Source organism: Burkholderia reimsis (genome assembly GCF_003294055.1).
GTDB lineage: Bacteria > Pseudomonadota > Gammaproteobacteria > Burkholderiales > Burkholderiaceae > Burkholderia > Burkholderia cepacia.
The window spans coordinates 114,762-128,717 of the sequence record NZ_QMFZ01000012.1; the positions used below are offsets into that span (position 1 = coordinate 114,762).

Genomic DNA, 13,956 nt, shown 5'->3' on the forward strand with positions numbered 1-13,956 from the left:
CACAGGCAGGCGCGCAGCGCGGGCGGCACGGTGACGCACCGTTCCTGCGCGCATGTCCGACGCGTGACGGTTGCACCCTCGGCAAGCTGTTGCCAGCAAGGGCGAATACCGGCTCACGTTCGACGACAGTGAAACCACATCGAAGCGTATGCCCGACAAACTGAAAAGGCTGGCCGCGCAGGCTGCCGCCGTTGGCGGCAAACCGTTCGACCCGGTCCGGGTCCGTCGCCAGCAGTACGCGCTGCTGTACGGCGGCGGCGTGGCGATCACCGTGTTCATCGTGCTGTGTGCGTTCCTGGTCGTCCGGCTTGCCGTCGACGACTACGTTGCCCAGATGCGCTCGTCGTTCCTGCGGGAAGCGGCGCAACTGCACGGCGAGTTGCAGGTGACGAAGGTGTTGCTTGGACGATTCGCCGACAACATGACCGCGGCCAACAGCAACCCCGAAGTCGTGCCGCCGTCCGATCTGCAGACGTTGATCGACAATGGCGGCCGGCTCGATTGGCCGAACCCGTACGGGAAGTCGAGGGTCGTCGGGTTCGCAGATATCACGCCGGGGCATTCGCCTGCTGCGTATCTGCGCTATATCGGCGCGCTCTACCGGATGGGCCACGCCGTGGCCACACCGTCGCCGGTTTCGATTGCGCTGAGTTTCTCGGCTTACCTGATCGGCGTGAACGACGACTATCTGGTGTTGTTCGGCGCTGAACTGGCTGCACGGGCCCCCGCACGGCTGGCCCCGTCCGATCTGCGGGCGCTGGCGCGACGCCTCGAACCGGCGGGCGTCGATGACCGCGTCGTCATCGAGACGCGCGACGATCCGTTGCTTGGCAGGCCCGTGACCCGGATTGCGCAACGGCTGCGCAACGAGAACGGCGAGCCGTTCGCATGGCTTGTCTTCAACGGGCGTCCCGAACTCGACCGGATCATGGCGCCGCAGGCGCCGGACGAAGAGAAAGTGCTCGTCGACACGAGCGGGCATATCGTGATGGGGCGGACGCATGACAGCGGAGTCGTCGCGCGAATGCTCGACCGCGTGCTGAATCGGGATCGTGCGCCAGCCATTCCGCATCGCATCGGCGGCCGCTTCGTGCTTGGGGATCGCCTGCCCGGGGCCGACCTCGTGCTGATCAAGAGCGTTTCGTGGCAAAGCGTGGCGGTGGCCAATGCCACGCGTATCGGCATCACGTGCGTCCTGGCGCTGTTCGGCATCGCGGTGTTGTGGGTCGCGATCGTCCTGTTCGACCGGCGCGCGCTGCGTCCTGCCAATCGGCGCGCGATACGCCTGATCGAAAGCGAGGCGCTGAACCGCACGCTGATTCGCACGGCGCCGGCCGGCCTCGCGCTGCTGTCGCTCGCCGACGGCGACGCGATCGTGCGCAACGATGCGATGGCTGCCTACGACAAGGCCGTTTCGGGGTCGCCGCTCGGCAAAAGACTGTGGCAGGTTTATCGCGATGAGGTGCGCGTCGACGATGGCGCGCACGGGCTCGTCACGCATGAATTCGAGATCGAGCGCGCGGAACACGGCACCGCGTATCTCGATGCGCACATGGTGCGCGCCAAGTACCGCGGCATCGACGTGCTGCTGTGCACACTGATCGACATCACCGCGCGCAAGGAAGTGGAGGAGACGCTCCGTGCGGCGCGTGTGGCCGCCGAGGACGCGAACAAGGCCAAATCCACGTTCCTCGCGACGATGAGCCACGAGATCCGCACGCCGCTCAATGCGATCATCGGCAATCTCGAGTTGATGGCGCGCGGGGCGCTACCGTCGGCGGAGCGGCGGCGCCTGAATACGGTCGCTTCGTCGTCGGACACGTTGCTGCGCGTGATCAATGACGTACTCGATCTTTCGAAGGCGGAGTCGAACCAGATGGTGCTGGAAAGCATCCCGTTCGATCTGCGTCGCCTGCTGGACGACGTGACCGCGATGTTCGGTCCGCTCGCGGAAGCGAAAAACCTCGGGCTTGCTTGTCGCGTAGCGCCGGAACTGGCCGACGGCTACGTCGGCGATCCGACCCGGCTGCGTCAACTGGTGTCGAACCTCGTCAGCAACGCGATCAAGTTCACGAAGCGCGGCGACGTGACGGTCGAGGCGCGGCCCGCGCCGGCCGGTGCCGCGGGAAGACGAGTCGAGATCATCGTCCGGGATACGGGCATCGGCATTCCCGAAGACGGCGTGTCGACGCTGTTCGACGTCTATATCCAGACCGACGCATCGGTGTATCGCCGCTTCGGCGGCACGGGGCTCGGGTTGCCGCTGTGCAAGCGCATCGTCACGCTGATGGGCGGTGAGCTGAGCGTCGACAGTCGTCTTGGCGAAGGCACGACCTTCGTGGCCGCGTTGCCGCTGCCCGAAGCCGCACCCGGGTGGCGTATCGACGTGCCGGAACTGCCGGCGTTCGCGGATGCGGTGCGCGGTTATGGATCGGCATCGGAAGCGGATGACGAGTCCCGAGCGACGGCGGCGGCCGACGCGGGCCCGCCGGGCCGGGAGGACGACGAGGAGCCGCTGCGTGTGCTAGTCGCCGAGGATCATCCCGCGAGTCGCGCATTGCTGCGCGACCAGCTCGACGCGCTGCATTACGACGCGACGATCGTATCCAACGGCGTAGAGGCAATGCGCGCGTTTTTCGAGCATCCGTACGACGTCGTGCTGACGGATCTCGGCATGCCGGAACTCGACGGGTTCGCGCTGGCAAATTTTCTGCGGGAGCAGGGCGCGAAAGTGCCGGTGATCGCGATGACCGCGCACGCGACCGATGAGGACCGCCAGCGCTGCGAACGGGCCGGTACGGTGGAGGTCGTGCTGAAGCCGTTGTCGATCGGAACGCTCGAAGCGGTATTGCGCCGGCATGGCGGGCGGCGGGTGGTGACGGGTGATGTGCATGCACTTGCGGCGGTCGCGCATGACGGGTCGCCGGTCGTGACCGAAGAGATGCGGCGGGCGTTGCGCGACGCGACGCTACGTTCGCTGGCGGTGATCGAAGCAGCGTTGCCGGAAGGAGAGATCGATTCGATCAAGGTCGAACTGCATTCGATGCGGGGCGGCTTCGCGATGGCGAGTGATGGAGACGCGCGCGATGTTTGTGCGGAAATGGAGGCTATCTTGGGCGAGGGCGGGGTGGATGCCGTCAGCGCACGTTGGCCAGGTTTCCGGGATGAGATCGGATTGGCATTGCAGCGGCTGACTGAGCCGGGATCGTAAACTACGTCTTTCCGAGATTTGTCGCCGCTCGTCAAGCAACTGCTTGAGGGCGGCGATGACTCGCCCGCCACGCGTGCGTTATCCGCGCGCGAAATCGACGTGGTCCTGCTCTTCGGCGCGGGTTACGCGGTCGGTGAGATTGTCACGCAGTCGCATCTCAGCAAGCGGGCTGTCAATTCCTAGAAAACGAGCGCGCAAAAACTGGAAATCGTCCGTGAATTGGACCCGATCCGGTATGTGGACGAGTGCAACGCGCAGGATCCGTCTGCCCGTGGTGAACCCGCCATGCACGACCGACGCTAACGTGTCGCAGCCGTCAGTCGCGGGCTGGCGGTGGGTTGCCGCGCATGCTCCGTCGCACGGCCTTTGCGGATTGTTCAGGTACCACTGCCCATGGAGAATTAAAAGACGTGACAAGGCGATTTTATTTGTAAAAAACGTCTATTGTGGCACCGGCACGAAATTCTCCAAGCGTGGGCTTACTGGTGTTCCATTTAAGCCGGGCAAGAAAATTTCGTACGGACACACGATCCCCACTGCTCTCTACAAGCACAAATTCTTTATTGAGCGGAATCGCGCTTTGATCTTTTCCGCTAAACAATGAAATTGATACTGATTTGTTGTTGTTCGGAATAATTGCATAGTTGTCGGGCGTGGTGGCCTGGATTGGTTTTAACATTGCATTCAATCCGTATATGCTATTGCACGTCTTTGATGAGGTAATGGAAAACGGAACTTCCCGGATTGTTTTTCCGGTGACGGCATTATTCGGATTGGCAGCGCCGAAATTTATTGTGCTTGGCGAGACGCTCAGTTTCGAAGAGCATGCGACATAGCGTAATCTATTCAATCCGGTCACGTTCATTCGAAACGTCGAATTTTTGGGGTTCAATCCGCCGACGCCATCAAATTGAAAGGCGCCGTAGATTCCCGTCACACCAGATAAATTCCCTTCCTTGCCGGGGCTGGGTGCACTTCGTTTCGAAATAAAAAAGCTGATTGTTAAGTCGGATTGGTAATAACTGTCGGCGCAACCATAGCTCGAGCCGCAGAAACGGATATACCAATCAAGCTTCTTGCGACACATGCCTTGATAAACTTCCATTCCATTATCGCAATAATAATCTACGCCATTCATCGTGATGCCCAGCTCCAGATCCGGTCCCAATTTTGTGTATCCGGCATCGTCTGGACTCAAATAGATGTATACGTATTCTCCACTCGAGGCCTGATCCGCCCAGCACGTAATTTTTAGGCTGACGTTCGGGGATCGCCACAGTACCGTATTCTTTGGCAATGTGTTCGGTACTGCAATAGTGGTGTCGAGCGCACTTGACTGACTCTTCTCGCCATACCAGTTCATTGGACGTCCGTTTGGATCCTTGCCTGTTGATGCGTTGTTAAGACACTGCAGCGCGAAACTTTCGTGCGACAGGAGTAGGGTAATTGAGAATAAAGCCCATCTAATTATCTTGCTCATGGTATTCCTATCAATATCATTTAAAGCGTTACATTCTTGATCCGAGGTTATTCTTGTCCGGAATTAACTCCGCCTGATACGGGCGCATGTTGCCGGCGTCACTTACGATGCCAAAGCGCAAACTTGCGGGAGAGCAATTTGGAATTTCAAGCGACGTAGACGAAAATGGCGAAATCATTAGATGTTCGATCGGCTCTCCACAGATTCGATGGTTCTGGTCGGTTATCTCGATATCGGTGAGGGTTAGATAATACGGAGATGGGTTATTGGCTGCTATCTGATCGCCATTACCCAGTAGTTTCCAGCCCAAATTGGCCATCGCATCGTCCAGTGTTTCTTTCAGGGGCGGTCGGTAGAGCAGCTTGAGGCGATGTCTCAACGCAATCTGCAGGTTGTTTGGTTCGTGAGGTGCGGTCGGCACATCAAGAATATTGAGCAACATGTAGGACTCGCGATCCTTCGGCAATCCCTCGCCTTGATAGAGGATATTTACACTCGCACGGCCACCTGCCGGGATTTTCAATAACGGATTCGATACAACCAGCGGGACATAGTCGACGTTTTTGCTATCGCCCCACGAAACGGACACCTCGGCCAATGCGGCGTCCACGCCGTCGTTGACGATATTGACGCTCATACGGTTTCCGCTCATTATGAATCGATTTTTGTCGTCAAATGAAATATGGGCGGTGGAAAGTGTCGAATAAAATACGAGGAAAAAAATTATAGATTTAAATAAAAAAACCATCCGCGCTTCTTCGAGCGCACAGCGGAATCCGGCTCGAAATGGCAGGTTGGAGGTGTGCAAAAGAATGGCGTATGCAATGACATTCCCTCCTTCATAATAATTGCGCGTTATCAAAAGTCGCTTCCTTAGACAATCGACTCAGAGGCTGCTTCGGCCTGAATGACCCCGATGCCGCAGATTAGCGCCCCGAAATGCGACAACTCATGGCGACACGCTCGTATGTAAGCGCCGTATTCTTCCGTGGAAGCGTGTAGTTGCCTTCGCAAGTGCTTTCTCCCCAGCGAATGGACAAGCGCCCTTGATCCTTGATGCCAAACACGAGTAATCGTGATGCGTTGTCGACCATGCCAATTATTTTGTTATCTTGATCGTATGCCGTAGCGCCGAGCGGAACCTTGCTGCCGTCCGTAGTTGCAACGTCGAACTGGATGCGACGACCCGTTTCCGCAGAAAAGCGTGTCTTCACGATTGCACCGCGTGTCGGTACGATCGCTTGCGAGTTCGCCACGATCTCCGTCTCGTTGCCGAGGCTCTCTGTGTCGATGTTGATCCAGTTGTACCGGTACGGCTGTGCATAGGGCAGAACGGCGTAGCCGCGGTAGTCGGTACTGATCGTCGACGATGAATCAAAGCGGGCTCCCTTCACACCAGGCACTTCGATGATCGAGAACGTTTCGCTGACCGGTTGGCCGAGCGTGACACCGCCACTGTGTGCGACGATCGAACCCGCCGCGCTGACGTCGACGTGCTTGCCATGACCGGACTGGTTGTAGTTCGAGCTCAGCTTGACCAGCGGCGTGTCCCAGCCGAGGCTTGCGCCGCCGGAACCGCCGGCGCCCTTCGCATAGTTGCCCTGAACCGAATAGTTGACGGTGTTCTGGTCGTTCAGGAAGCCACTGACACCAGCCTGGACGTTGACGTCGCCGCTCGTTGACGCGACCGTATTCGCAAACGCGCGATGTGAGCGCGATCCGCCGCCGAGCGGAATGCTGATCGATGCGGTGAACTGCGTATCGGAGCGCCCGAACGGCCCGGTATCTTGCGTACGCGCGACCGCAACGCTGTAGCTGAGATTCTTCAGCGCACTGCTATAGCCGAGCTGGATGTTGCGGCTCGACCCGCCACGGTTCCAGTAGCTCGTTTCGCCGACGCTCGCGTATATCGACCCGTTGTTGCCGAGCGATTGGTTGATGTTCAGGTCGATGCGGCTTTTCTGGCGCTGCAGGCCAGTGCCCTGAATGCGATCGAGATCGTCGACGTGCTGGCTGAACGTGCGATACCCGTCGGTCGAGTAGCGATAGCCGACCATCGTGAGCGTCGTGTCGGTTGCCGTCAGCGTTTTGGAATACAGGAAGCGGAAGCTCTGGCCGCTCGCCTTGCGCCCCGGCGCGTTCGACTGACTGTGCGTGACGTCGAACGATACGCCACCGATCGGCGAGTTGTAACCGACACCGAGTGCGATAGCGGCATAACGCTCGGCGCCGATGAGGCCGCCATAGCCGGTCAGGTTGTCCGACACGCCATAGACCATCGAGCCTTGCGCGAACATTGGCCGCGATTGGCCGAAGCCGCGATACTGGCCCGCGGAGAACGCGTAGCGCATCGTGCCGCGGCGGATCATCACCGGCAGGTATGAATACGACTGCCGGTAGGTGCGGACGCTGCCGTCGGATTCGATGATCCGGACCTCGAGGTCGCCGTTCGAGCCGCTCGGGTAGATGTCGCGCAGTTCGAACGCGCCCGGCGTGACGGACGTCGAGTAAATCACATAGCCGTTCTGGCGAATCTCCACGACGGCGTTGCTCTGCGCGATGCCGCGCACGACCGGTGCATAGCCGACCTCATCGTCCGGCAGCATCCCCGTATCGGAACTCACCTGAACGCCAAGGAGGCGTACGCTGTCGAAGATATCGCTGGACGAATACACTTCGCCCATCGCCAGCCGGCCCTTGATGCGCTGCAGATCGCGCTCGACATAGGTGCGGTTGGCCGTGAAGCTCGATGCCGTGCCGCGATTCCCCGTCAGCGCCGATTCGTTCCGGATTCGCCACGCGCCGACGTTAAGGCCATTGCGCAAGCCGAGGTAGTAGTAGTCGCTGCGATATCCGGAGTCGGTATCGTGGCTGAAGGTCGCCTGGTAGTTGGTGTAGGCTGCGGTGACACCCTCGTTCCAGTGCGACGGGTCGACGTAGCCGCGCGACTGGCCCGGCACGTAGGCTTGCGGAATACTCACGTTGAGCGTCAGCATGCCGACGTCGAAATCGGATGACGCGCCTTCGACGAGATCGGCGAGGTTCACCTGCGTGTCGTCAGCAAGGCCGGATTCGAGCTTGTGTTCGCGTTCGAGGCGATTCATGTCGACGCCGAGCGACTTGAGCAGCCCGTACGTGATAACCGGCTTGACTTCACCTGAAGCGTTAGCCGCAAAGACGATAGACGCGCGTTTCGTGCTCCGCTGGTTCAGCGACACGTCGACATCGTACGTTCCCGGCGGAACCGAGCTGCCCTGCTCGAAATATTTGAGCTCGACGGGAGCTTCGCCCTTCTTCAGGAACATGTCGTTGAACTCTGCCGCCTCGGCGGCGGCAGGCAAGGCGATCCCGCCGAGCGCCATCAGACAGTACGCTCCCTGGCAAGCCGCTACGATTTTTCTTACGGTTGTATTCATGCCTTGTTCGCGTGCGTTTCCTACCTGCCGAAGAGTCAGAAATGCTCGCCCTCTATTAAATTAGTACGACGTAATGTCAATGGTGGTTGACAGAGGCAGCAACGTACTGTTGTGCGGTTACTTCGAGACGGTCGATTCAGTGCTGACAGCCGCACCGAAATCGTTGACCGATTCGAATTCGATTTTCGCGTCCGCTGCGGCAGACAAGCTCGATAAATCCTTGACTGCCAAACGTCGCGTAGATTTCGGTTCAATCATCTCCGGGACAACCTTGTACGCATGTGAGCCGATATGGAGGCTTGCCCGCACGACGGACACGAAGTACGGCGAATCGTTGACGACTTCCATTGCCGGCTTGCCGTCGTCACCGGCCCAGCGCCACTTCAACTGGCCAGCTGCATCTTCGGGCTTGCCGGGAAGATCGGCGGGACGGTAGAAGAGCTTGATGCGTTGCCGAACCGCGATTTGCAGCGAGTTGTCGCCCTTCGGCTTTTGCGGAATCTCCTGCACGTTGAGCCAGAAGACCGATTCACGATCGGTCGCCAGACCCTGGCCCGCATAAAAGATGCGCAACGTTTGCTGCTTGTCGCCGCCGAGGCGACTGAGGGAAGGCGTGATGGCAAAAGGTAGATCGCTGCGTGCGTCGTTCGGCGCTTCGAGCCACGACTGGATCATCACGTCGTCCTTCGCCTGGTTCTTGACGAGTACCGATGCCTCCTTGCTTTTGGCCGAATAGACGATCCGGGTGCCGGACAGCGAAATACCGGCGTAGGAGGGAACGGTAAGAGTCAGCAACGAGCTGGCCACGACCAGCCCGGCAATGAGCTTTTTTTTCATGTCGGAATCTGAATCTGGGCTGGCGGCGGGGCGGCATGAGCTGCCATCCCGCCGCCCGATTGGAACGATTTACTCGTAGGTGAGCGTGAACGGCAGCGTGCCGTTTGCGCTACCTGCGTCGATTTTCTCGCCGTTCGCGACGTAGCCTGCACGCAGGTTCAGCGCTGCGGTGTAGACCGGGGCGTCGTCGGTGCCGCCCTTGACCAGCGGTGCGTCGAACGTTTCGTTGGCGGCCAGGTTGAGCAGCTTGTTGTCGGCGTTATAGATGCCGATGCCGACGCCCTTGGCCGTACCCGAGATCTTCAGCAGCTTGTTGTTATGCGCATCGCTGCCCGAGCCAGCGAGCGGGTCGAACTTCACCTTGACCGTGGTCAGATCGGTTGCGGTGTTGCCGCAATCGAGGTTCAGGTTGATCGACGTGCCGGCAGCGATACCGCCACCCGCTGCGCCGCCGAGTGCGTCGGCGCTGACGGTGCCGAGGTTGACCGCGATGTTCTGGTCACCCTTGCCGCCCGTCACGGTGGAGCCGGCGCCGCCCGTGATCGAGCAGGATGCAGCCGTGATCGAGCCGGTGAAGTTGAGCGTGCCGTCAGCTGCCATGGCCGAGCCGGCTGCGAACATGGTTGCGAATGCTGCCAGTGCGAGAATTTTCTTGTTGAAAGCCACGATTTTCTCCAATCGAGATTGAGGTGAATTAACTCTTGGAAGAGTCAGGAAAAAGTTTATCGGGGCATCGAAAATTCTCGTATAGGACGAGTACGAATAAAATTTCCAGTGTCAATTGACTCGTACGATTTCGCACTTTTTCACGGAACATGCCGCGCGTGGCGGTGAATGATTAAGGAGATTCGACATTGATGGTATGGCCGAATGGAAATCATCCGATGAATCGAGCAAGAGGGCGATCATGCGAACCGATGCGCACCTCCCGGTTTCCCGGAATCGCTTCGATCGGTTGACCCCGGCCGAGCGATTTCATGATGAATCGGCGCGGAATCGTGAAATCAAGCGTTCGCGGTACGCGGTCCCTGATTATTCGGCGTGCCAGGGCGAGTCATGCCTGGCAGCGAGTCGTATCCGAACGGCAAGCAGGAAGGGCCATGTTGTTGACCGGCGGCAATGGCGCGTCGCGCCGTTTGAGATCCGCTCGGCCAGACGGAAACTCAATCGCCTGAATGTTGATCGTGCCCGGCGAGAACAAATTCAAGCGCCCGTGGTCGTCATGGATTTCATGTATCGCACGTCCTATGGAGGCGTATGGAAATTTCGGACGTTCTCGATGGTGCGACATGCGATTGGTGCAGGGGCCGCAATACGAATGAATTGGGGGCAGACCTCAATGCAACGGTCATTCCGTCGCGAAAAAGCTTCGGCTTGATCCTCGATGTAGTTGGTGTGTCGGATACACCGGCACGTCGTTCGAGTTTTCGCCGACAAACTTACCAAGGCACCTCGCAGATGCCTCCGGAGGCCCTGCCGGTAGGCGACGATTCGTCAATGGCCCCGGTGTTCCGGCCAACTGGACCGAGACAGACGGTGCCCGTTCGGTGTCGCATTCGAAGAGTGCGACAGCATGAAGCCTTGACTGCCGAATCATCATCGTGTGAGCCACACAAGAAATGGCAAGTCTCATCGTGAATAGTACAAGAACGATTAAAAATCACCCTCATTCCGGACGTGTCTCATTTAATGGATGCAATCGCAATGGCAGTATCAACGCATCCAAGGCTCTGGTTGGTGATTTTCTCGGAGAATCGGTATCTGAAATTTGCTCGCCATCCGATGAGGTGGTGCTTCTGGTGCGATCGAATTAAAAAGCGATGACGTAAGAAATCAATGAGGCGTTATGAGTTCGTTTGATCATGCGCAGTACGGCCCGATCCTTCGGAAGAAGGCTCTCCGCGGTCAACTGCCCGATATTGGCTTGCTGGTCGTCACCGCTGTCGTGGCGAAGTACTGGATCGGAAGTTCGTCGAACTTCCTGTTCGATCATCTGCTGATCGCGCTTTCGGTGCTGTTCGCGTTGTTCCTGTTTCCGCTCATCGGAATCGTCGCCGGGCGGATGAGCGGTGTTTCGTGGCGAGCCATCGGAGTGTCGCTTGTTGGGCTGGCGATTGTTCAGAGTGCCTCGCTGGGCGTCATGTATGCGTGCGACCAAGCGTACTGGCCGATTCCGGACTGGGTCGCCAACTGGTTTGTTACGTCTGCGATGGGGCTGGCCGCGTTACGTGCGCTCCGGATGTGGCGCAGCAACCGCATGAAGCCGTTGCACGCAATGCGTGATGCCATCGCGATCATCGGACATGGCTGGCTCTGCGGGGCGCTGGCAAATCGCGTCATCCCATCGCCGTTTAGCGTGGCGGCGGTCTTCGATACGTCCGGTACCGCCACGCTCGACACGGGTGATGTGATGGTTCATCGCGAACTGAAGCATTTCGTCGAATGCGTGCGTTGCGAAGGTATCAGCGAAATCTGGATCGTTCTGCCACTGAAAGATGCTGATCACATCAGCGATTTCGTCAACGCGTTTCGCAATGATCTCGTCAATATCCGTTTCGTGCCGGACCTGACGGGCGTGGCGCCGTTCGAGTCGCGTCGCACGAATCTTTCGGACATGCCCGCGCTGGATCTCGTCGCGTCACCGTTGTCGACGCGGGCGCGCGTTGGCAAGGCGGTGTTCGACCGCATCTTTGCCAGTCTTGCGCTGATAGGGATCGCCCCGCTGATGGCCGCAATCGCCCTCGCGGTCAAGCTGTCGTCACCTGGCCCGGTGCTGTTTCGGCAGAAGCGCATGGGGGCGTACGGCCGCATTTTTACGATCTACAAATTCCGGACGATGTACGTGAACGACGTAAGGCCGTCGGACGAGGTGCGCCAGGCGACTCGCGGCGATGCGCGCGTTACCCGCGTCGGCGCATTGCTGAGACGGACAAGCCTCGACGAGTTGCCGCAATTCCTCAATGTGCTGAAGGGCGACATGTCGGTGGTCGGCCCGAGGCCGCACGCGGTCGAACACGACGTTGTCTACAGGGATCTGGTGGACGGCTATATCCACCGCTATCGCGTGAAACCGGGCATTACCGGCTGGGCGCAGGTCAACGGGTTACGTGGTGAAACGGATCGCGTCGAAAAGATGCAGAAGCGGGTCGAGCACGATCTTTATTACCTGAACAACTGGTCGTTTGCGATGGACATGCGGATCGTGGCGGCGACCGTTCTTTACGGGTTCACGCATCGCAACGCGTACTGAATGACGCGTCGATGTACGGAGTCTGGACAACGGAAATGGAAACAGGAAAACGAGCCAGTTCACGGGCGCAGCGCTTGCGATTGGCGATCGCGGTCTTGCCGATCGTACTGCTGTCAGCTTGCGCGGTCGAACCGGGCATGCATATGAATCTCGCGCACGATGCATCGCGGAATGGCGAAATCGCGACGCAGGCATATGACGGCGGCTTGACGGTGTCGATACATCGCATCGTTGCGGGATCGCTCAGCCAGTTGCAAGAAGGGCCCGCTTCGCGTGAAGCGACCCCGTCGGTACAGGTCGGGTCGATCGACGGCCAACTGATTGCGGACCAGCGGCGCGAGGCACGCATGCAGGAGGAACATGCGCGCGCGGCCCTCTTTGCTGCGCCGGTGCCATACGCGATCGACGCAGGCGACGTGCTGCAGATCACCGTGTGGGATCACCCCGAACTGGCCGCGGCGCAGGGCAACCCGGGCACGCAACAGGTGCGTGCTGCCGATCCGCCGGCGGGCTTCGTCGTCGATCAGGCCGGCAACCTGGCTTTCCCGTACGTGGGCGAACTGCATGTCGCCGGCATGAGTACGATGGAGATTCAGTCCGCGCTTCGTGCGCGGCTGTCGAAGTGGTTCGTCGCGCCGCAGCTGACGGTGCGTGTCGCGTCATATCGCGCGAATCGCATCTACATCGACGGCGAAGTCCACGCACCGGGCGCACAACCGCTCAACGATACGCCGATGACACTGCTCGAAGCTGTCACGCGTGCGGGCGGCTTCACGGCCGATGCCGATCAGAGCCGCATGATGCTCGTGCGCGACGGCGCCGCCTATCCGGTCGACCTGCCGGGCCTGATTCGCGAGCGCGTCGATCCGTCGCGCATCGTGCTGCGCAACGGCGACCTGCTGCAGGTCGGCGCGCGTGACCAGTTCGGCGTGTACGTGATGGGCGAAGTCAACAAACCGACGACGGCGCTGCCGCTGCGCAACGGCCGGCTCACGCTGGCCGATGCGCTGTCGCAGGCCGGCAGCGTGAACCAGGGTACGGCCGATCCGAAGCAGACCTACGTGATTCGCGCTGGCGAGAACCGGCAGGCGCAGGTGTTTCATCTGGATGGCAGCTCGCCGGTGTCGATGGTGCTTGCCAACGAATTCGAGCTACAGCCGCGCGACGTCGTGTACGTCGACAGCACGAAGCTCGCGCGCTTCGGCCGCGTGCTCGCGCAACTGCTGCCGGCCATCAACGCGGGCCTGACGACTGCGATCGTCACGAAATGATGAGACGGATCATAGTGGTGTGCACCGGCAACGTATGCCGCAGCCCGGCTGCGCAGGCGCTGCTCGCGCACGCGTTGCCCGGCCGCTCGATCGCGTCGGCAGGCACCGCGGCGATCGGCGGGATGGCGGTCGACCCGGTGATGAACGCTCTGTTTGCCGAGCGTGGTTTCGACCTGTCGGCGCATCGGGCCCGACTCATCGATGATCGGGCTTCCCGATGGGCCGACCTGATTCTCGTGATGGAGACTGCGCATCGGCACCTGATCGAGCGGACTTACCCGACGACGCGCGGCCGTGTGTATCGCCTGACCGAGCGCTACCAGACCGACGTTCCGGATCCGTACCGCCGAAGCCGCCACGTCTACGACTACGCGACAAAGCTGATCGAGCTCGGCGTTGCCCATTGGGCTGCGCGGATCGCCACCTTCGAACCCAACCTGCAACAGCCTTCGGATACCGGTGCGGATGCGCCGGGACACTTGCAGTGAGCC

The 13,956-nt window shown here is 59.9% G+C and carries 11 protein-coding genes; 5 read left to right on the plus strand and 6 right to left on the minus strand.

Annotated features, from left to right (window positions below; all coding sequences use genetic code 11):
• Positions 1-148 precede the first annotated feature (148 nt).
• The gene (locus DPV79_RS16315) at positions 149-3,211 is read left to right on the plus strand and encodes a hybrid sensor histidine kinase/response regulator (protein ID WP_113045916.1); all 3,063 of its coding nucleotides are present in this window, start codon (positions 149-151) and stop codon (positions 3,209-3,211) included.
• 424 nt (positions 3,212-3,635) lie between these two features.
• Here the strand turns inward: DPV79_RS16315 and DPV79_RS16325 are convergent, their stop codons facing one another.
• From DPV79_RS16325 to DPV79_RS16345, 5 genes are all read right to left on the minus strand, one after another.
• Positions 3,636-4,691 carry a fimbrial protein gene (locus DPV79_RS16325; RefSeq protein ID WP_113045918.1) on the minus strand — a complete coding sequence of 352 codons (1,056 nt, stop codon included), beginning with the start codon at positions 4,689-4,691 and terminating at the stop codon, positions 3,636-3,638.
• Positions 4,692-4,719: 28 nt separating this feature from the next.
• Positions 4,720-5,328 (minus strand): fimbrial biogenesis chaperone, encoded by a 609-nt coding sequence (locus DPV79_RS16330; RefSeq protein WP_208866728.1) that lies wholly within the window; start codon positions 5,326-5,328, stop codon positions 4,720-4,722.
• A 289-nt stretch (positions 5,329-5,617) separates the two neighbouring features.
• Entirely contained in the window at positions 5,618-8,107 is a 2,490-nt protein-coding gene (locus DPV79_RS16335) for a fimbria/pilus outer membrane usher protein (protein WP_208451971.1), read from the minus strand.
• Between the two features lie 117 nt (positions 8,108-8,224).
• The gene (locus DPV79_RS16340; protein WP_113045921.1) at positions 8,225-8,944 is read right to left on the minus strand and encodes a fimbrial biogenesis chaperone; all 720 of its coding nucleotides are present in this window, start codon (positions 8,942-8,944) and stop codon (positions 8,225-8,227) included.
• Positions 8,945-9,013: 69 nt separating this feature from the next.
• On the minus strand, positions 9,014-9,610 hold the full coding sequence (locus DPV79_RS16345; RefSeq protein WP_244321762.1) for a fimbrial protein: 597 nt from the start codon (positions 9,608-9,610) through the stop codon (positions 9,014-9,016).
• A 196-nt stretch (positions 9,611-9,806) separates the two neighbouring features.
• Here DPV79_RS16345 and DPV79_RS42100 point away from each other — a divergent pair, with 196 nt between their 5' ends.
• Positions 9,807-10,322 carry a hypothetical protein gene (locus tag DPV79_RS42100; RefSeq protein WP_133295670.1) on the plus strand — a complete coding sequence of 172 codons (516 nt, stop codon included), beginning with the start codon at positions 9,807-9,809 and terminating at the stop codon, positions 10,320-10,322.
• Positions 10,323-10,790: 468 nt separating this feature from the next.
• Positions 10,791-12,194 carry an undecaprenyl-phosphate glucose phosphotransferase gene (locus tag DPV79_RS16350; protein ID WP_113045922.1) on the plus strand — a complete coding sequence of 468 codons (1,404 nt, stop codon included), beginning with the start codon at positions 10,791-10,793 and terminating at the stop codon, positions 12,192-12,194.
• Here DPV79_RS16350 and DPV79_RS43070 read toward each other — a convergent pair.
• The gene (locus tag DPV79_RS43070; protein ID WP_208866729.1) at positions 12,172-12,333 is read right to left on the minus strand and encodes a hypothetical protein; all 162 of its coding nucleotides are present in this window, start codon (positions 12,331-12,333) and stop codon (positions 12,172-12,174) included. The two genes, DPV79_RS16350 and DPV79_RS43070, sit on opposite strands and share 23 nt — an antisense overlap.
• On the opposite strand from DPV79_RS43070, the gene DPV79_RS16355 reads away from it, so the two are divergent.
• Together DPV79_RS16355 and DPV79_RS16360 are read left to right on the plus strand one after the other, a co-directional pair.
• Complete coding sequence (locus DPV79_RS16355) at positions 12,332-13,465, plus strand: polysaccharide biosynthesis/export family protein (protein WP_244321763.1); 1,134 nt, start codon at positions 12,332-12,334, stop codon at positions 13,463-13,465. The two genes, DPV79_RS43070 and DPV79_RS16355, sit on opposite strands and share 2 nt — an antisense overlap.
• The gene (locus DPV79_RS16360) at positions 13,465-13,953 is read left to right on the plus strand and encodes an arsenate reductase/protein-tyrosine-phosphatase family protein (protein WP_113045959.1); all 489 of its coding nucleotides are present in this window, start codon (positions 13,465-13,467) and stop codon (positions 13,951-13,953) included. The genes DPV79_RS16355 and DPV79_RS16360 overlap by 1 nt, the downstream gene beginning before the upstream one ends.
• Positions 13,954-13,956: the final 3 nt, after the last annotated feature.